The organism is Bacillus sp. SRB_8 (assembly GCF_003264205.1).
Lineage (GTDB): Bacteria > Bacillota > Bacilli > Bacillales > Bacillaceae_G > Bacillus_A > Bacillus_A mycoides.
In genome coordinates, this window is the sequence record NZ_NADT01000018.1 from 565,497 (window position 1) to 584,341 (window position 18,845).

Below are 18,845 nucleotides of genomic sequence, written 5' to 3' on the forward strand. Positions count from 1 at the left end.
GTAGACAAAAGAGTGTCTACTGCATCCATATCATAACTAGTATAAAGAAAACTACAATTGAGGGGGTGTAGGATTTTCAAATATACTAGATACTTATCCCGTTCTAACGGGCGGTAAACCTTCCAATCCTTTGAGTGGAAAGTTTACCGCACATAAGAACTTTGCGGTCATTAAGAAAGCACTGTTAAGTACTCAAATACACGCTGAGCTTTTTCTCCACCCATTCGTGCATGTTGAAGAAGAGAGATGCCATGTGGGCCAGATGCACGTAATGCTTCTGGTTGTGCTACTAAAATGGCTTGTACGACTTCAAGTTCACCCAGCATAGCTGCTGCAAAAATATCCATCCGAGCTCCCTTTTCCAGTAAATAAAGAGCAATATCTTTACGGCCTACATGGGCCGCTGCTCCTAAGGCACTTTCCCAATCTGAGCCACCCCAATTATAAGAAGCATGAAGTAAGCTCGGTGATTCGGCCAAAAGCTCCTGTACTCTTTCTAGATCTCCGTGAGCTGCCATAACAAATTCCCTTACTAACTCAGTGGTAATACGCTCGTCTGTTTGCATCTCTCTTCTCCCTTTTCACAAATTCGTTTCGGTGTAAAAAATGGCTTGTCACTCCCTTGGAATATATCAACTTCAATTCCAAATACACGCTGAAACATTTGATGACATAGTACTTCTTCTGGTACGCCATCATACTGAATCTTCCCTTGTTTTAATACGAGTAAACGATCGCTATATTGAGCCGCTTGATTAATATCATGTAAAACCATTACAATCGTCATACCAAACTCTTCGTTTAATCGTTTAACAAGTTCCATTACTTCTAACTGATGGACGATATCTAAAAAGGTTGTTGGTTCATCTAATAGTAAGACATTTGTGCGTTGTGCAAGCGTCATTGCAATCCAAGCACGTTGCCTTTCTCCTCCTGATAAGGATTGTAAAAGACGATATTCATACCCTTCAAGCTTTGTAACAGACAATGCCCAATCAACAATTTCTTCATCTTCTTTATTTAAGCGACTACTCCATGATTTATGAGGACCTCTTCCGAACTCTATTAGTTCTTTCACTGTTAAATCTAATTGATGATCGTGCATTTGTGGTAACATCGCTAATTGCTTCGCTACATCTGCACTCTTCATCGTATAAATATTTTCCCCATCTAAAATGATGTCTCCTTCGCTTTGTTTAAGTAGCCGTGCTATTAAACGAAGCAAAGTAGATTTCCCCGATCCATTCGGGCCGATTAAACTAACGATTTCTCCAGCTTTAATATGTACATTCATATTTTGCATTTGAAATCTTTCAGAATGTGCGTAAAACACTTTGTTAACGGAAATCACGTTGTTTTCCTCCTCTATGGATTAAATATAAGAAGAACGGACCACCTAAGAAGGACAATAAAATACCAACAGGCAATTCGATTGGATCGAACCAACTTCGAGCTATCGCATCCGCAAAAACAAGTAATATCCCACCGCCAAGGCATGATAATGGCAGTAAATATTTATAGTCATTTCCAACTAATAAACGTAACATATGCGGTACAACAAGACCGACAAATCCAATAAGACCAGAAACACTAACTGCTATTCCAGCTAACATTGTACTTACTACTATTAAATAAAACCGACTTCTTTCCACGTTATACCCTAATAATTTTGCCATTTCATCCCCAAGCATTAATACTCGAATATGTTTAATACCGAAGAAAGCTAATATAATAGCGAATATCGCATAGTAAATAATCATATTTAAATGTGCCCAACTAACACCACCAATACCACCAGCTAACCACGGTAAAACTGATTGTACTTTGTCGCTATGTAATAACATTAGCGCTGAAGTCGCTGCACCAATTAATGCGTTTATTGAAACACCTACTAATACAATTCGTGAAGGTGGCGCCCCCTTTTGCCATGATAGTGCGTAAATGACCATTGCTGTAATAAAAGCTCCTAAAAACGCTCCTAGTGGTAAGAATGCCATATGTTGAGGAAATAAAATCATGATTATAATTGCTACAAGACCTGCTCCTGATGAAACTCCGATAATTCCAGGATCTGCAAGAGGATTTCTCATAACCCCTTGCAATAATGCTCCTGATGCAGCTAAACACGTTCCTACTATAAAACCAACGAGCACTCTCGGTATACGAAGATCCCATACAATTCGATGAACTGTCGAACCTTCATCTTGTATACCTTCTATAATGTCTCGTAAAGAAAAAGATAAGCTCCCTGCAAAAAGGCCATAAAAAAGACCTAGAACAGTTAATACGACTAAAGTAACTGTTATTATCCACCTTTTTCTCGCAAAAGGATGTTCCTTTTCTCTTACTATTTCACTACTCTCCATACTTATCATTTCCTTACATCTTGTATACTTTTATACATAAAGTCCATCGCTTCTGTAACTTTTGTCCCAGGATTTGATCCAAATAAATCTGGTGGTAAAATAACTACACGATTTTGTTTTACTGCATCTAAATTTTTCCATGCTTCATTTTTCATCATTTCGCCTTCAAATGCTTTTTTCACACTATTGGGATCTCCATGTGTAATTAAATAAATCACATCTGGATTTGCTTCAATAATACGTTCTACACTTAGCTGTGCATATTGCGGATACTCTTTCATTTCTAGAAAACTAGCTGCGATATTTTTCCCGCCTGTTTTTTCTAAAATATCCCCTGATAGAGATGTTGGTAATGCTGCTAAATAAGTGCCTGGTGCTCCATAAACTAGCAACGCTTTAACGTCACTCTTTTTCTCATATTTCTTCATTTGATCATTAATTTTTTGGTTAAGCTCTTTTGCTTTATCTTCTTTCTTCATTACTGTTCCATACATTTCAATACCCTTTTGAATATCTTTTACAGAGTTGGCTGAAGAAATGATTACTTTTGTTCCTTGTCCTTCGACCGTTGGAATGTTCTTTTGGAATCCATTGTTAGCAACAAGTACATCCGGTTTTAAACTAGCAATTTGCTCAAAATTCGGTTGATGTGCATTCCCGATTACTTGTGCTTTCTTTAATTCCTCTGGGAGAGTTAATTTTGTATCCGGACGACCTACTATTTTTCCACCTAAAGCATGAATAATATCCATGTCTCCCATACTCAACGTAGCAAAACTTTCAGGAACTTTATTGAATGTTATCTTTCTGTCTGAGAGATCGGTAATTTCGATTTTGTCTGTTCCTTTGTCTGTTTTTGTTGCGGATGCTTTTTCGTTTTCTTTTGCACTGCAACCTATTAATAAGAAAAAAATAGATAAGATCGCTGTGAACAGCGTAATAGATTTGTTCATTCTTTCACCTCTAATTGATAATAATAATCATTAACTACTATTCTACTTTAATTGATAAGGATTATCATTGTCAATATGAAACGCATACATTTTCTACAAAAATGAAAAAACGCTACAAAAAGATTTCTTCTTTTCGTAGCGCCCTATTTAACAATTTTCTTCATATTCGCTCTCCTCTAATTGATCACGCATCGTTCTAACACGCTTAAAGAAGAAAAAAGCAAGAACTAAAAATACAATAATACTCCCCATCATAACAAAAGACTGTACCATACTTTTTATTCCACTTGGAATTAATAAACCGATCATTAAAAATGTACTTATAGCTAAAAGTACTTGTGCAAACCGGGTATAATCTGCTATTTTTTCTTGTAATTCTTTCATCTGCTTATCACTCCCATCCTCACTTTATCACATTCTATCAAGCTTAAAGACAAGTAAATAGAACCAATCTGGGAGATGTTTTCCAAAGTAAAAAAGAGCCGCTTACTCGCGGCTCTTTTTTATCTATTATACGCCTTTATATGCTTCCATATAGATTTCTTTCAGCTCTGAAATGAGCGGTAATTTTGGATTAGCTGTTGTACATTGATCTTCAAAAGCTCTTTCTGCTAATAATCCAACAACCCCTTCAAATTGGTCTTTAGCAACTCCTTGTCCTGCAATACTCATATTTATATTTAAGCTTTTTCCAAGCTCAATAATTGCTTGGACAAGTGATTCCACACCTTCCGCTGTTGAGCTTGCTGGAAGCCCGAGCATTCTCGCAATATGTGCATAGCGTTCATCAGCCACAAAGTGCTCATATTTTGGGAACAATGCGTGTTTTCTTGGCTTAATAGCATTATAGCGAACTACGTGCGGCATAAGAATTGCATTCGCACGTCCATGCGGAATATGGAATTCCGGTCCAATTTTATGTGCTAAACTATGATTAATACCTAGGAAAGCATTTGCAAATGCCATCCCTGCGATTGCGGAAGCATTATGCATTTTTTCTCGTGCTTCTTCATCATTTCCATCTTTATATGCTCTCGGTAAATATTTAAATACGAGATCAATTGCTTTTAATGCTAAACCATCAGTATAGTCATTTGCCAGAACAGACACATACGCTTCAATTGCATGTGTTAATACGTCCATACCAGTATCTGCCGTCACATGAGGTGGTACTGTCATTACAAATTGCGGATCAACAATCGCTACATCTGGTGTTAATTCATAATCCGCAAGCGGGTATTTAATATTATTTTTCTTATCTGTAATAACCGCAAATGGCGTCACTTCTGATCCCGTCCCTGATGTTGTTGGAATGGCAACAAATTGTGCTTTATTTCCCAAGTTCGGATACTTACATGTACGTTTTCTTATATCTAAAAACTTCTGTTTTATTCCATAGAATGTCGTTTCTGGGTGCTCATAGAATAGCCACATCCCTTTTGCTGCATCCATAACTGAACCGCCACCAAGCGCGATAATTACATCTGGTTTAAAGCTTTTCATCATGTCCGCACCTTTAAATACAGTTTCATCTGATGGATCTGGCTCAACTTCAAAGAAAACTTCAACTTTCACATCATTTGTATGCTTACGTAAATAGTGCGTAACTGTATCTACATAACCGTGCTCAACCATCCCTGGATCCGTTACAATAAATGCGCGGGAAATGTTAGGCATGTTTGCTAAATATGCTGTCGCATGTTTTTCAAAATAAATTTTGGGTGGTAATTTGAACCACTGCATATTCTTTTTTCTATTTGCCAACCTTTTTATATTTAATAAATGAGTCGCCGTTACGTTTTGGGAAACTGAGTTTTTCCCGTAGGAGCCACAACCAAGCGTAAGTGATGGAATAAATCCATTATATATATCACCAATTCCACCTTGTGATGAAGGTGCATTTACAATGAGACGGCAGGCTTTCATACGTAACCCAAATTGTTTTTGTACTTCTTTATTTGTAGAATGGATAACCGCTGAATGCCCTAGGCCACCAAGCTCTAACATTTCTTCGCAATATGTAAATCCTTCTTCTAATGAATTTGCTTTTACACAAGCTAACACTGGGCTCAGTTTCTCACGAGATAGTGGATACGCTGCTCCGATGCCTTTAATTTCAGCTACAAGCATTTTTGTATGTTCAGGTACAGTAATTCCTACTAATTCAGCAATATACTGTGCTGATTTCCCAACAATATCACTATTTACTGCACATGTATTTTCATTAATAACAAGCTTTTCTAATTTCTTTCTCTCTTCCTCTGTTACAAAATAACAATTATTTGCAATCATTTCTGCTTTAACATCATTATAGATTTCCTTATCTACAATGATGGCTTGTTCTGACGCACAAATCATACCGTTATCAAATGTTTTCGATAAAATCAAATCATTAACAGCACGTTTTACATGTGCCGATTTCTCTATATAACATGGTACATTACCTGGCCCTACACCTAGCGCCGGTTTACCAGTAGAATAAGCCGATTTCACCATACCAGCCCCTCCAGTTGCTAGAACGAGTGCGACACCATCATGGTTCATTAATTGTTTCGTTGCTTCCACAGAAGGTCTTTCAATCCATTGAATACAATGCTTTGGTGCACCAGCTTTCACTGCTGCATCATATACTGTTTTTGCCGCTGCAACGGAACAGTTTTGTGCAGAAGGATGAAATGCGAAAATAATTGGATTTCTCGTTTTTATCGCGATTAATGCTTTAAACATTGTTGTCGATGTTGGGTTCGTTACTGGCGTTACCCCAGCTACTACACCGACAGGTTCTGCGATTTCTATTATTTCTTCATGAGGATCTTCATGAATAATTCCTACCGTTTTATCTTTCTTTATACTATGCCAAATATATTCAGTGGCAAAAATATTTTTAATGCATTTATCTTCATATACGCCACGGCCCGTTTCTTCAACAGCCAACTTCGCAAGCGGCATATGTTGATCGACACCCGCAAGCGCCATTTCATGAACAATGTTGTCAATTTGCTCTTGTGTAAAACTTTCTAATGCTTGTAAAGCTTCTTGACCGTTATTTACTAACGTATCAATCATCTCTTTTACCTCTTGCATTTCATTTACAACTTTCTCTTTGACTACCATGTAAATTTCCTCCTATTCTGTTATCACGGTCTTTATAAGTCCCTATAGGTCATAACAAGTCCCGATTAGCGAAAAAAAATAGAGTTACCGTCCTACATGAATCTCATTGTTTGTGAAATATTTCACAAGTTTATTCGTGAATAACATTTCATGAATTCAATATACATGAAATCATTTCATTTGTGTATGTCTAATTTGTGAAATGTTTCACAAATTAATATAATAAAAATGCACTGCTCTACATTAGCAGTGCATTTTTATTATGCTAGCGCTTGTGCTAAATCTTCAATTAAATCTTCACCATCTTCAATTCCGACAGAGATACGAATTAATGTATCTGTAATTCCTAATTCTTTACGGCGATCTGCTGGGATTGATGCATGTGTCATTTGAGATGGGATAGAAATTAAACTTTCTACTGCTCCTAAGCTTTCAGCAAGTGTAAAGTATTGCAGTTTCTCAAGTACTTTATTCAACGTTTCCGCACTATCTACATCAAATGAGATGATAGCACCAAATCCATTTGCTTGTTCTGTTGCTAGTTCATGGTTTTGATGGGATTCAAGACCTGGATAATATACTTTATTTACTTTTGGATGGTTATTTAAAAACTCGGCAATCGCACGTGAATTCGTTTCATGTTCTTCCATACGAATTCCTAATGTTTTTAAACCACGAAGTAGTAAGAAGCTATCTTGTGGGCCAAGAATACCTCCTGTTGAGTTTTGTACAAAGTGAAGGTCTTCTGCTAATTGCGGGCTATTTACAACTACTAGGCCTGCAACTACGTCACTATGTCCTCCTAAATATTTCGTTGCACTATGAAGCACAATGTCTGCTCCTAAAGAAATTGGCGACTGCCAATATGGCGTCATGAATGTGTTATCAATAATTGTTAATAAATCTTTCTCTTTAGCAAGAGCAGATATTTTCTTAATATCAGTAATTTTTAGTAATGGGTTCGTTGGTGTTTCTACATAAATCGCTTTCGTATTTGGACGAATCGCTTCTACAACTTCCTCTAGGTTTGTTGTATCTACAAATGTATGCTCAATGCCGAAGCGGTTTAATACTTTTGTAATAACACGGTACGTTCCGCCATAAACATCATCTGTTAAAATGACGTGATCTCCTTTTGAGAATAGCATAATAGTTGCTGTAATAGCTGCCATCCCTGAACCAAATGCAAATCCAGCATGACCATTTTCTAAGACTGCAATCATTTCTTCTAAAGCTGCACGTGTTGGGTTGCCTGTACGTGAATATTCATATCCTTGATGCTTACCAACTGCTTCTTGTTTATACGTACTTGTTTGATAAATCGGTACGTTTACAGATCCAGTTGAAGGTTCTCCTATGCGAATACCATGAATTAATTTTGTCTTTGCTCTCATTTTTTATTCCCATCCTTTGTATATGTCTTTACTTAAATAGCGCTCACTACTATCAGGAAAAATCGTTACAATATTCGTACCTGGTGCTGCTTTCTCTGCCTCAAGTAAGCTTGCATGAAACGCTGCTCCTGAAGAGCTCCCAACGAGAAGGCCTTCTTTTTGCGCTAACTCTTTCACTCGTAAAAATGCATGTCGATCAGAAATTGTATGAATTTCATCAAAATAAGATGTTTTTAAAAATGGCGGGATGAATTCAAGACCAATCCCTTCTGTTTCATGTGAACCAGCTTTACCACCATTTAAAATAGATCCTTCTGGTTCTACAATAACCGTCTTAATATCAATGTTTTTCTCTTTTAAATAAGACGCAGTTCCCATAAACGTACCGCCAGTTCCTGCCCCTGCAACAAATATGTTAATTTCTCCATTCAATGCATCCCAAAGTTCAGGACCTAGTGTTTTGAAATAAGCACGAGGGTTTGCTTCATTATCAAACTGACTTGGAGAGTATGAATTTGGTATTTCCTTTACTAATTCTTTTGCCTTTGCAATTGCGCCGGTCATTCCTTGCTCAGTCGGTGTATGCACGACCGTTGCACCTAGCGCTTTCATTAATTCTTGTTTTTCAATACTAAATTTCTCTGGTACACAAACAATAACGCGTAAATCATGTTCTAACGCTGCAAGTGCCAGTCCAATGCCAGTATTCCCAGCCGTCGGTTCAATAATTGTTCCGCCCTCTGCAACAAGCCCTTTTTCTAGCGCATCTTCAATTAATTCTCTTCCTAAACGATCCTTAACGCTTCCGCCTGGGTTGTAAAATTCAAGCTTTGCAAATAAACGGACTCCTTTCGGAAGTGAAAAACGAGTAATTTCCACGATTGGTGTATGACCAATCAACTCATGAACTCCACGATATACATTCATCGTGTTCTCCCCCTTATTTGCCAATAAAGAAAAGGCAACTGTATGTATTTTCTTTATATGAGACAGTTGCCTTTTTGTTACATTACTTTAACTCTTCTAGTACTTTTACGATAAAGTTTGTAGAATGAAGAGCTGCTTGATCTAAAAATTGATCAAATGAAACATTTGATTCTTTACCAGCAATATCAGAAAGTGCACGAATAATAACAAACGGAACTTCATATTGGTGGCATACTTGCGCAACAGCTGCTGCTTCCATTTCTACTGCATAAAGATCTTCAAATTTATCACGAATTGCTGCAACGCGGTTCGGATCACTCATAAATGAATCACCTGTTGCAATCATACCTTTTACGACTTGAATATTTTCTTCTGCCTGCATACATTTCTCAGCTAATGCAACTAATGCCTCATCAGCTTTAAATCCAGGTGGCATTCCTGGCACTTGACCATATTCGTAGTTAAATGCTGTTACATCTACGTCATGGTGACGAACTTCTGTTGAAATAACTACATCACCAACATTTAGAGAGTGATGGAATCCACCAGCTGAACCAGTATTAATTACTTTTTCAGGCTTATATTTTTCTAATAAAATTGTCGTTGACATCGCTGCATTTACTTTACCAATACCAGACTTTAGCAAGATTACTTCATGTCCTGCCAATAGCCCTTTCGTAAATTCACAACCTGCAACAGTTTCTGTTTCTGCTTGTTCTAGTTTGTCACGTAAAATACGTACTTCTTCTTCCATTGCTCCAATTACAGCAATTCTCAATCTAATCCCTCTTTCTATTGCTTAGTTGCCTCCATTACCCAAACGAAATGATTTAATCTCGTAAACGTTACGTGGAAGCCATTGTTTTCAAAAATAGATTGCATGATCGGAATACGTGTATAGTATTCTGTTTGCAAATCGTTTGCTAACTGATGAAAACCTCTTTGTTTTGCTACTTCGACAGTTTTATCATATGCATCTTGATCTGCAAATATCGTATCAGCAAACACTATTTTACCACCTTTGTTTAGCAATTGACTATACTTCGCAATTGCTACGTCTTTTTCTTCATCTATTAAATGATGAAATGCGTAAGTGCTCACAATAGTATCGATTGAATTTGGGACTTCAAATGAAAGAAAATCACCCTCTGTAATTGAAAATTCTTTTGGTAATTTCTCTTTTGCAATAGTACGCATTTCGCGTGACGGTTCTATACCGTAAACTGTGCGACCAGCAAGTAATAATTTATTTGTTAAATTGCCAGTACCAACACCAAATTCTAATACGTTGCCAAATGACTTGTTAACTACATCCTCTAAAATGTCCTCATAATGGGCGAAAACTTCTTTATATTGTATATCTTCGCCTTGTACAAATGAGTCGTACGTATGAGCCCATTCATCAAATAAACCATTAAATTCTGTTCCCATAAAAATTCCCCTTTTTCTTATCGGTTTTATCAGTATGATATTCTCTCTTTCTAAAAATGTCAATTGAAATGTACGTAGTATTTCCTTCTTTTCTTTGTTACACTATAGGTGATTATCATAGGAGAGGGGGCATCTTCGTGTCATTTACCTTTGAAATGTTAGAAGATAAAGTAGAATTTTTCGAGGCTGCAAACTTAGTTTCTCTAGAAAAAAAAATTAACGAACAAATTGATAATAATAAAGCACTTATGCTCGAAGTTCATCATATTTCTCACCAAATGATTATGGATCCTGAAAGCAAAAGACCTTATTATAGTGCGGTTGTTCATTTTAAATTAAAGAAATTACGCTAACTAAAAAAAGAGAGGCTCTTAAGAGCCTCTCTTTTTTTAGTTTAGAGTTTGAACGAGTACTGGTTTCCAGCCCTCATTGTCTACCCAATCAATATTCACATAATATTTTTTACCTGATTGTTTATCTTGTACGTTACCGTAAGCTTTATTCTTACCGTTATTTCCAATTCTATGGATAACTAATTGATTTACTGGAACGTCAATTGCAGCTGAAATCGCTTGATTCATCTCATTCCAATCTGCTGTACCTTTTTTAAACGTCATCGCAGGTGTTGCACCTTGCTCTGTACCTACTGGCTTCCAAGAAGATTTCGTATAAGCATCTGTTGCCTGTGACTGTGTTTTTTCAGCTGGTGCTTTCTCGTTAGCTTTCGCTTCTTCTTCAGCTTTTTTCTTTTCTTCCTCAGCCTTTTGCTTCTCTTCTTCTTCCTTCTTCTTAGCCTCTGTCTTATCTTGCTCATTCTTCTTCGGCTCTTCTTTACCTTTAGCTTTCTCAGCTTTATTCTCTTTTGTTGTTTGCTGAGCTACCTTTTTATCATTAGAAGACGCTTGCTCTTTTGTGTCAGGAACAAACAATTGATATGCTACAATAGCTACTGCTACTAATACAATAGCGATTGCAATATTTAAAACACCGTTTTGACGACGTTTTTGTTGTTTCTGTTGGAATCTAGATCCTCCTGCCATTCTTCAAACCTCCATGCAGTTTTTCATACTTGCTATTGTAACATTAAATCTAGAAAGGTTGAACATTTACAATAATATTTTCACGAAATGAAAACATTTCATAAATAATTGCAAGATTACTTTTCAATTTCTAATTGATGAATTGCCTCTACCATTTCTGCAAAAACTGGTGTGACTACATTTTCATTACTATCTGTTTCTATATCAACTACAACTAAAGCATATCTTGGGTTTTCATATGGAAAATAACCTGCAAACCAGCGATTCACCCTCTCTCCTTTTCCTGTTTGTGCCGTCCCAGATTTTCCAGCGACAGTTAGTGGCAACGAACGGAATGCGGTTCCCGTTCCTTTCTCCATCGTTACAACGGCTCTTAACAACTGTTGTAATTTTTTCATCGTTTCATAAGAAAGCTGTTTCCCATTTAATTTATGATTTTCAAATGTAAAAAAGTCGGTTCCATTTTTATACACTATTTTTTTAACGACTTTCACTTCCATCTTCTCTCCACCTCTAGCAATTGTCGCCATCATATTCGCTATAGCTAGAGGTGACACACGTACATCTTTTTGTCCGACCATCGTTTGAGCAATCGCTTTTCTACTATCTTTATTTTCTTCGCTTCCCCAAATAATAGCACTCTTTTCTTCTGGCAATTGCTCAAATTCTGGTGTATGAAATACCGAACCTTTCCAACCTACCTTCTCACGTGCTCCTAAGGCCTCTAAATACGTTTCTAACACTTCCCTATCCTTTTGCATTAGTTCACCACCTAATACGGCAAACGTTCGATTACAGCTTCTAGCAAAGCTTTCCTTAAAGTTTAATGACCCCATCATAACTTGTGGAAGATTTTCACCGTATAAATCCGTATTACAGTTAAATGTACGATTAAACCGCACCAAATTCTCATCAATTCCTGCTGCTGCAACTACTGTTTTAAAAACAGACCCCGGAAAATGAGGAATTAACATTTGATTTTCAAGTGTAGCTTTATATATCCTCCTATCATTCATCTGTAAAGAAGGCCTACTTACCATTGCTACAACTTCACTATTCTTTATGTCTAGTAATACTAACCCACCTTTTTTTATTCCGTTTTCATCTATAATCTTCTCTGCTCGTCGTTGCAACGTTTTATGTATTGTTGTTTGAATAGTAACTGGATAAAATGGATTTCCTGGTGAAGTGTATTTCGCCTGCTTCCCAAAAATCGGTTCTCCTTGTCGATCCACTTGATATAGTACTTTCGCTTCTCCATCAGTCAGTAAAAATTCATCAAATGATTGTTGTAATCCAGAAATACCAATTGGCGTTTGTTTCGAAGTTTTTTTCATTTCTCCATAACGCTTTTGAAATTCCTGTTCATTCTCTCCCACATCACCAATTAAATGATCTGCCTCTCCCATTTGCTTCAGTCGAACTTCTGCTGCTACAATACCTAAAATATCTAATTCATTTACCTTCTTCATCTGCTCGAGCGTTAATTGAAATGGGGTATTCTCCCTTCGTAATATAAATGCTTGATTCTTATTTTTCATTTGCAGTCTTATCTCTTGTCTCGACACACCAATGATATGCGCAATTTTCTCTAACATGTCATTTTTTATTTGTAAAAATGGAAAAACAATTAAGACTGGATATTTCTCTTCACCAATTTCCTTACCATTTCGATCTGTAAAATGCCCTCTTCCATTATCTACTGTAAGTGATTGTGTTCGTTGCGTAACACTTTTTTCAATCAGATTGATATTTCGGTCAGTAAATGATTCCGTATCTATAATCTGTATTTGGATTAAACGACAAAGTAATAAAAAAATCACACCCATAAAACAAATTAAAACAATTATAATTCTCCGTTTCATTTTCATAAAAAACACCTCGTCTATTGTAGTTTAGACGAGGTGTTTCACCTTTTATACAAATAAAAAATCACTCGTTTTTACACGAGTGATTTTTTACGTTATTTTACAGAGATAATCTCTACTTGCATTTCTCCACCTGGTGTTTGGATTGCTACCTTCTCACCAATTTGCTTACCTAATAAGCTTTTTGCGATTGGAGAATCGTTAGAAATTCTCCCTTCAAATGGATCGGCTTCTGCGCTACCTACGATTATGTACGCTTCTTCGTCTCCACCTGGTAACTCTTTAAATATTACTGTTTTACCTAATGTTACAACTGTAGACTCTTCACCATTGTCTTCAATGATAACCGCATTACGAATCATGTTTTCAAGTTGTGTAATACGTCCTTCTACGAATGCTTGCTCATCTTTCGCTGCATCGTACTCAGAGTTCTCAGAAAGATCTCCGAAGCTACGTGCGATCTTAATACGCTCTACAACTTCTTTACGTCTTACTGTTTTTAATTGTTCAACTTCGTTCTCTAGTTTTTGCTTACCCTCTTGCGTCATAGGGTATGTTTTTTCTGTTGCCATGTTTTCCACTCCTTTTATATACCAATCCCCCGAAAAAAAGAGGAGTTCCATATGAAAACTCCTCCGCTTATATAGCGGAGGTTTCTAGCACACGTAGCACTAGTGGAGTTGTCACATACAACCCCTTATTCTCCAATTCTTCCTTATATAAAGAAGGTATGTATGGAAAGTTGATATAAATATGCCCTCACCTATTGGTAGGTGAGGTTTCATGTTTCATTGTATTCGATAAGAAGGGAAAAAATCCCTTCCTATCGTATATCTTTTACTATGCTATTACAAATTTACTTTTTGTTCAAGAATTGTTGCAATTTTTGTAACCATAATATCAATTGCAACATGGTTTTGTCCACCTTCAGGGATAATAATATCCGCGAATTTCTTAGAAGGCTCAATAAATTGATTATGCATTGGACGTACAACGTTTACGTATTGGTCGATAACTGAATCCATTGTACGACCGCGCTCTTCAATATCGCGCTGCATGCGGCGTAAAATACGAAGGTCTGCATCTGTATCAACGAACACCTTAATATCCATTAACTCACAAAGACGTGGGTCTTCTAAAATAAGAATTCCTTCTAAAATGATTACATCTTTCGGCTCAACTGGAATAATTTTTTCTGAACGCGTATGCAATGTATAGTCATATATAGGCTTTTCCACTTGCTCATATGCAAGCAACTGCTGCAAATGGTCAATTAACAAATCATTATCAAACGCTAACGGATGATCGTAATTTGTTTTTAAACGTTCTTCCATTGGTAAATGGCTTTGATCTTTGTAATAATAATCTTGCTCCAAGATTAAAATGGAATGACCTTTAAAATGGTCAAAAATCGCTTTCGTTACACTTGTTTTTCCTGATCCTGAACCACCAGCGATTCCAATTACAACAGGCTTATTCGTCCCCATTCGACTACCACTCTTTCTTATTGAAGTATGTTTTTGCGCATCATATTATTCACATACACTGGTTGATCCACTTTGAATTTCACGATTTGCAACGGATGTCTCGCTGCATCTAATTCGTTTCCATCCTCATCCCAAATTTTCTCCACCGTCTGCGTAAAGTTTTCTATTTCTGGCCCAAAGAACTCCACTTCATGTCCTGGTTTGAAGTGATTACGTTGCTCAAGCGTTACGATGCCCGTTTCTTCATTATAATCTAACACTAAACCAGCAAAATCATACGTTGTTTTCTTACTATGATTTCCAAACATTTGCTCTTGATGTCCTGGAACCCCTTCAAAGAATGCAGGAGCTGTATCACGATTTGCACATTTATCAAGTTCATCTAACCATTCTTGTTTAAACTCAAAGTTATCCGGATCCGCACAATACGCATCAATTACTTTACGATATACAGTTGCTACAGTCGCTACGTAATGGATAGATTTCATACGTCCTTCAACTTTTAAGCTATCAATTCCAATTTCAATCATTTTCGGAATTGATAAGATTAAATTTAAATCTTTTGGGCTCATCGCAAAGTGAGCATCTTCTTCTTGGAATAGAGGAAGCTCTTTTGCATCTTTATGTTGTGATACCGTTTGAACTAAATCATAATCCCAGCGGCAAGATTGACAACAACCACCACGGTTAGAGTCACGCGCTGTCATATGGTTACTTAATGTACATCTCCCTGAATACGCGATACACATTGCACCATGGACGAATGCTTCAATTTCAACATCAACTTTTTCTTTAATTTCTTTCATTTCTTCATAGCTTGCTTCACGAGCTAATACAAGACGATGTAAACCTTCTTCTTTCCAATACTGTGCTGCTTTCCAGTTGGATAGTGATTGTTGTGTACTTAAATGCACCTCAACAGAAGGCGCCACACGTTTACATGTCTCAATAATAAGCGGATCGGCAACGATAATTCCCGTTACGCCAGCTTTTTCAATCCCTTTTAAATATTCCTCTAGCCCATCCATATTTTCATTATGTGCAAAAATATTTGTTGTTACGTATATTTTTGCTCCATATTTCTTTGCAAATTCAACGCCTTCTGCCATGTCTTCCAGCGTAAAGTTACCTGCATTAGAACGAAGACCAAATTCTTGTCCACCTAAATATACAGCATCTGCCCCATAATGGATAGCTACTTTTAATTTTTCTAAGTTACCCGCAGGGATTAACAGTTCAGGTTTTTTCACAATAACGCGTTTGCCATCGATCACTCGTGAAATTTCTTGTACAGTCATTTCCTACACCCTCCTCGTTTAGTAAACCGTTTCTTTAAAGAAGAATCCTGTATCTAACGGACGATTTACCGGTTGTATTTCTTCTATCTCTTTAAATAAATCATCTTTCACGTCATAATACGCATCACGATCTTCTACACATAAATCAATCGCCTTACGATATTTCTTCGTTACCTCAATAATGTACTCAGAACTTTTTAGGACACCATCAATTTTTAAGCTATCGACTTCAGCATCGATTAGTTCCTCTAACTCATCGATGAAACAAATATCATTCGGACTCATAATGTGAGTACCATTTTCATCTTCATAAATTGGATATTTGTTATTACGTTCCGGGTCGTATAAGAACATATTCTCTTCATACTTTTTCTTTTCGATGTCGAGATTACGCCCTTGATACTCAAAGTAGTTTCCTACTAGTGAACGCTTCGATTGGAACATGCAAGTCATACCGTGAATTTGTACTTCAAGTTCCACTTCAGCATTTTCTTTTAATTCAGCAATTTCATCTAAGCTAAGCTCACGAGCTAATACAGCGCGTTTCGCTCCTCTTTGCCCCCAATAGTTACAAGTAAACCAGTTTGTTGCTGTCGTTTCTGTATTCCAGTGAAGTTGCATATTTGGTGCAACTTCACGAACAGCCATTAATACCGCTGGATCTCCGAAAACAATCGCATCTACATTTACCTCATTTAAAAAGGCAACATAGTCCGTTAATTCTTCTACTTTATCATTGTGGAACATCGCATTCATTGCAACGTATACTTTCACACCATTTTCATGCGCAATGTTTACAGCTTGTTTCACATCTTCACGTGAAAACTCTCCTGCCAAACGTAAACCAAACTTTTGTTCACCAACCATTACTGCATCTGCCCCTGCTTTCGCAAGAGGTTCAATATCCGCCACCGCTCTAGGCGTTACTAACAATTCAGGTTTCTTCATACTTTTGTCACCCTCTCTTTTTACTTACAGCCACTCCATCGCCAATTGGGAAAATCGTTGTATCATATCCTTCATGATTCATAAGCCATTCATTGTACGTCTTAATACGACGAATCAAACCACGGGTACGTCTATTTTCAATTTTCTCTTTTGTCGTCACAAGACCATGGTACATAACGTTATCTGAAATAATAACGCCACCAGGATTTAATAACGGTTCGTATAAGTCAAAAAAGCGACGATACTGCCCTTTCGCTGCATCAATAAAAATAACATCAAATGTTCCATGTTCTTTCACTTGTTCGCCCGTTTCTAAAGCATCACCGTAAATAACAGAAATACGGTCTGTTACCGAGGAACATTCTATATATTCAAGTGCCTTTTCATATCGTTCACGATTGCGCTCTACTGTCACAATGCGAGAGTTCGGAATAGCTTGCATCATACGAATACTAGAATAACCGATTGCTGTTCCAAGTTCTAAAATACTTTCCGGTCCAATTAAACGTAAAAATTGCAGCATAAATTCCATTCCAAGTCGATCCATAATCGGCACATGGTTTTCAGTTGCATACTCTTCCATTTCAAGAATTAATTTATCTTTTGGATCAATAAATGATAATAGGTACTCGTTAACTGTATCCTCCATAATTGGTCCTCCTTATTTACATGGAGAAGTGCCTCTATGACGCGTCAACCTTTGTCTTTTCACACATAGAATGCAATAAAAATACAAGCCAGTTTCACCCTTAGCTTGTACGTCCCGTTTTGATATTAAAAACGATTCTTCTGCCAGTTTTTAACCCGATATATTTTACCACAAAAAAGAGGGATATGCGACCCTTTTCGCTATCCCTCCCCATTTCACTGTTTTTTCGTAATGTATTTTTGCTTTAATGCATTATGTTCTTCTAATGTTTTCGCATAATACACTTCACCACTTGGTGCAGCTAAGAAATAATAATAATCTGTTTGCGCAGGATCTAACGCTGCTTCCACTGAATGTTTACCAGAGTTTGCAATCGGTCCAACCGGCAACCCTTTCACAACATACGTATTGTACGGTGAGTTTACTTTCAAGTCTTCGTATAATACACGTTGTTTATGCTTTCCAAGCGCGTATAATACCGTCGGATCCGTTTGAAGCGGCATACCTTTCGCTAAACGATTATAGAAAACACTAGAGATTTTTTGGCGATCAGTAAAGCCAGTAGCCTCTTCTTCAATAAGTGAAGACAACGTGAGAAGTTGATGAACATCCCAGTTCTTCGCTTTCATTTTCGCCTCATTTTGAACAATAATTGCATTTGTTTTCTCAAGCATCGGGATTACAATTTCTTCTAATTTTGTATCCTTTTTATAGAAAGAATACGTTGCTGGATATAAGTATCCTTCTAGTGGATATTTAATGTTACTATCAAAAATTTTATCCGTTAATAGCTTCGGATACTTTTGCTGCATTTTTTGGATAAATGCTTTATCGTTTAATTGACGCACAACCTCATCTTTATTCCACTTTAATTCTGCCGCAATCACTTCAGCAATTTCAGTTACTTGCGCCCCTTCTTTAATCGTCACTTTATAAAGAGCCGGACGATGTACGTTGCCAGATGACATTTGTTCAATGACATCGTTGGCGCTCATCGAAGGATTTAATAAATATGTACCTGCTTGTAAGCTTTTCGACTTAAATTTCGTATAAAAACTAAAAACTGTACTGCTTTTCACAGCACCTTTTTCTTCTAAAATCTCACCGATTTTACTTGTAGATGACCCCTTTGGAATCTCTACCTCAATCTCTTTTTTATTTCCACTATCAACTGGCCCTAATGCAGATGAAATATACGCATAGACTGATCCACAAACTAAAAGCAGTGCGATAATCGAAATTAAAAAAATGCGTCTACGCTTCTTCTTCACTTGATTCTCTACCAAAATTCTTCCTCCTTATTCAATTGTAGACCGTATACACTTCCTCTATACAATGCCCTACAAACATAAAGCAAAACCAATCATTTC

At 36.9% G+C, this 18,845-nt stretch carries 19 protein-coding genes; 1 reads left to right on the forward strand and 18 read right to left on the reverse strand.

All coding sequences use genetic code 11. The features are described 5' to 3' along the window. Positions 1–170: 170 nt before the first annotated feature. The 10 genes from B5P40_RS13085 to B5P40_RS13130 all read right to left on the reverse strand — a co-directional run bounded on the left by B5P40_RS13085 (position 171) and on the right by B5P40_RS13130 (position 10,185). Entirely contained in the window at positions 171–566 is a 396-nt protein-coding gene (locus tag B5P40_RS13085; protein ID WP_002129192.1) for an ankyrin repeat domain-containing protein, read from the reverse strand. Then, on the reverse strand, positions 533–1,351 hold the full coding sequence (locus B5P40_RS13090) for an ABC transporter ATP-binding protein (protein WP_002129193.1): 819 nt from the start codon (positions 1,349–1,351) through the stop codon (positions 533–535). The genes B5P40_RS13085 and B5P40_RS13090 overlap by 34 nt, the downstream gene beginning before the upstream one ends. Further along, positions 1,338–2,366 (reverse strand): FecCD family ABC transporter permease, encoded by a 1,029-nt coding sequence (locus B5P40_RS13095; RefSeq protein ID WP_002015259.1) that lies wholly within the window; start codon positions 2,364–2,366, stop codon positions 1,338–1,340. Before B5P40_RS13095 ends, B5P40_RS13090 begins: the two co-directional genes overlap by 14 nt. Before the next feature lie 5 nt (positions 2,367–2,371). Further along, on the reverse strand, positions 2,372–3,319 hold the full coding sequence (locus B5P40_RS13100; RefSeq protein ID WP_113709307.1) for an ABC transporter substrate-binding protein: 948 nt from the start codon (positions 3,317–3,319) through the stop codon (positions 2,372–2,374). Between the two features lie 147 nt (positions 3,320–3,466). Next, positions 3,467–3,703: a YrhC family protein gene (locus tag B5P40_RS13105; RefSeq protein WP_002034123.1), complete on the reverse strand. Its 237-nt coding sequence runs from the start codon at positions 3,701–3,703 to the stop codon at positions 3,467–3,469. Positions 3,704–3,829: 126 nt separating this feature from the next. Then, positions 3,830–6,433: a bifunctional acetaldehyde-CoA/alcohol dehydrogenase gene (adhE, locus tag B5P40_RS13110; protein ID WP_113709308.1), complete on the reverse strand. Its 2,604-nt coding sequence runs from the start codon at positions 6,431–6,433 to the stop codon at positions 3,830–3,832. A gap of 260 nt (positions 6,434–6,693) precedes the next feature. Further along, positions 6,694–7,827 carry a bifunctional cystathionine gamma-lyase/homocysteine desulfhydrase gene (locus tag B5P40_RS13115; RefSeq protein WP_002067265.1) on the reverse strand — a complete coding sequence of 378 codons (1,134 nt, stop codon included), beginning with the start codon at positions 7,825–7,827 and terminating at the stop codon, positions 6,694–6,696. Between the two features lie 3 nt (positions 7,828–7,830). Continuing rightward, positions 7,831–8,754, reverse strand: a complete 924-nt coding sequence (locus B5P40_RS13120) for an O-acetylserine dependent cystathionine beta-synthase (RefSeq protein WP_113709309.1) — start codon at positions 8,752–8,754, stop codon at positions 7,831–7,833. 82 nt (positions 8,755–8,836) lie between these two features. Further along, a complete protein-coding gene (gene mtnN, locus B5P40_RS13125) occupies positions 8,837–9,532 on the reverse strand; it encodes a 5'-methylthioadenosine/S-adenosylhomocysteine nucleosidase (RefSeq protein ID WP_002015266.1) in 696 nt (231 codons plus the stop codon). A 14-nt stretch (positions 9,533–9,546) separates the two neighbouring features. Then, a complete protein-coding gene (locus B5P40_RS13130) occupies positions 9,547–10,185 on the reverse strand; it encodes a class I SAM-dependent DNA methyltransferase (protein WP_002015267.1) in 639 nt (212 codons plus the stop codon). A gap of 137 nt (positions 10,186–10,322) precedes the next feature. On the opposite strand from B5P40_RS13130, the gene B5P40_RS13135 reads away from it, so the two are divergent. Further along, positions 10,323–10,538, forward strand: a complete 216-nt coding sequence (locus B5P40_RS13135; RefSeq protein ID WP_002015268.1) for a YrzA family protein — start codon at positions 10,323–10,325, stop codon at positions 10,536–10,538. Positions 10,539–10,574: 36 nt separating this feature from the next. On the opposite strand, the gene B5P40_RS13140 is transcribed toward B5P40_RS13135, so the two are convergent. The 8 genes from B5P40_RS13140 to mltG all read right to left on the reverse strand — a co-directional run bounded on the left by B5P40_RS13140 (position 10,575) and on the right by mltG (position 18,761). Continuing rightward, on the reverse strand, positions 10,575–11,225 hold the full coding sequence (locus tag B5P40_RS13140) for a YrrS family protein (protein ID WP_002138429.1): 651 nt from the start codon (positions 11,223–11,225) through the stop codon (positions 10,575–10,577). A 116-nt stretch (positions 11,226–11,341) separates the two neighbouring features. Continuing rightward, positions 11,342–13,096, reverse strand: coding sequence for a peptidoglycan D,D-transpeptidase FtsI family protein (locus B5P40_RS13145; RefSeq protein ID WP_113709310.1), 1,755 nt, complete (start codon positions 13,094–13,096; stop codon positions 11,342–11,344). A gap of 92 nt (positions 13,097–13,188) precedes the next feature. Continuing rightward, positions 13,189–13,665, reverse strand: a complete 477-nt coding sequence (greA, locus tag B5P40_RS13150) for a transcription elongation factor GreA (protein WP_078213491.1) — start codon at positions 13,663–13,665, stop codon at positions 13,189–13,191. A 276-nt stretch (positions 13,666–13,941) separates the two neighbouring features. Beyond that, positions 13,942–14,580 (reverse strand): uridine kinase, encoded by a 639-nt coding sequence (udk, locus tag B5P40_RS13155; protein WP_002015274.1) that lies wholly within the window; start codon positions 14,578–14,580, stop codon positions 13,942–13,944. Between the two features lie 17 nt (positions 14,581–14,597). Continuing rightward, the gene (locus tag B5P40_RS13160) at positions 14,598–15,878 is read right to left on the reverse strand and encodes a peptidase U32 family protein (RefSeq protein ID WP_002015275.1); all 1,281 of its coding nucleotides are present in this window, start codon (positions 15,876–15,878) and stop codon (positions 14,598–14,600) included. An 18-nt stretch (positions 15,879–15,896) separates the two neighbouring features. Further along, positions 15,897–16,826, reverse strand: a complete 930-nt coding sequence (locus B5P40_RS13165; protein ID WP_002015276.1) for a peptidase U32 family protein — start codon at positions 16,824–16,826, stop codon at positions 15,897–15,899. Positions 16,827–16,833: 7 nt separating this feature from the next. Then, the gene (locus tag B5P40_RS13170) at positions 16,834–17,475 is read right to left on the reverse strand and encodes an O-methyltransferase (RefSeq protein ID WP_002129210.1); all 642 of its coding nucleotides are present in this window, start codon (positions 17,473–17,475) and stop codon (positions 16,834–16,836) included. Between the two features lie 215 nt (positions 17,476–17,690). Beyond that, complete coding sequence (gene mltG, locus B5P40_RS13175) at positions 17,691–18,761, reverse strand: endolytic transglycosylase MltG (RefSeq protein ID WP_002129212.1); 1,071 nt, start codon at positions 18,759–18,761, stop codon at positions 17,691–17,693. Positions 18,762–18,845 lie beyond the last annotated feature (84 nt).

What these genes read in the sequence shown, in the direction of transcription:
- B5P40_RS13085 (WP_002129192.1), bottom strand. Translation starts at nt 566, where the DNA reads ATGCAAACAGACGAGCGTATTACCACTGAGTTAGTAAGGGAATTTGTT.
- B5P40_RS13095 (WP_002015259.1), bottom strand. Translation starts at nt 2,366, where the DNA reads ATGGAGAGTAGTGAAATAGTAAGAGAAAAGGAACATCCTTTTGCGAGA.
- B5P40_RS13100 (WP_113709307.1), bottom strand. Translation starts at nt 3,319, where the DNA reads ATGAACAAATCTATTACGCTGTTCACAGCGATCTTATCTATTTTTTTC.
- B5P40_RS13105 (WP_002034123.1), bottom strand. Translation starts at nt 3,703, where the DNA reads ATGAAAGAATTACAAGAAAAAATAGCAGATTATACCCGGTTTGCACAA.
- adhE (WP_113709308.1), bottom strand. Translation starts at nt 6,433, where the DNA reads ATGGTAGTCAAAGAGAAAGTTGTAAATGAAATGCAAGAGGTAAAAGAG.
- B5P40_RS13115 (WP_002067265.1), bottom strand. Translation starts at nt 7,827, where the DNA reads ATGAGAGCAAAGACAAAATTAATTCATGGTATTCGCATAGGAGAACCT.
- B5P40_RS13120 (WP_113709309.1), bottom strand. Translation starts at nt 8,754, where the DNA reads ATGAATGTATATCGTGGAGTTCATGAGTTGATTGGTCATACACCAATC.
- B5P40_RS13130 (WP_002015267.1), bottom strand. Translation starts at nt 10,185, where the DNA reads ATGGGAACAGAATTTAATGGTTTATTTGATGAATGGGCTCATACGTAC.
- B5P40_RS13140 (WP_002138429.1), bottom strand. Translation starts at nt 11,225, where the DNA reads ATGGCAGGAGGATCTAGATTCCAACAGAAACAACAAAAACGTCGTCAA.
- B5P40_RS13145 (WP_113709310.1), bottom strand. Translation starts at nt 13,096, where the DNA reads ATGAAAATGAAACGGAGAATTATAATTGTTTTAATTTGTTTTATGGGT.
- greA (WP_078213491.1), bottom strand. Translation starts at nt 13,665, where the DNA reads ATGGCAACAGAAAAAACATACCCTATGACGCAAGAGGGTAAGCAAAAA.
- udk (WP_002015274.1), bottom strand. Translation starts at nt 14,580, where the DNA reads ATGGGGACGAATAAGCCTGTTGTAATTGGAATCGCTGGTGGTTCAGGA.
- B5P40_RS13160 (WP_002015275.1), bottom strand. Translation starts at nt 15,878, where the DNA reads ATGACTGTACAAGAAATTTCACGAGTGATCGATGGCAAACGCGTTATT.
- B5P40_RS13165 (WP_002015276.1), bottom strand. Translation starts at nt 16,826, where the DNA reads ATGAAGAAACCTGAATTGTTAGTAACGCCTAGAGCGGTGGCGGATATT.
- B5P40_RS13170 (WP_002129210.1), bottom strand. Translation starts at nt 17,475, where the DNA reads ATGGAGGATACAGTTAACGAGTACCTATTATCATTTATTGATCCAAAA.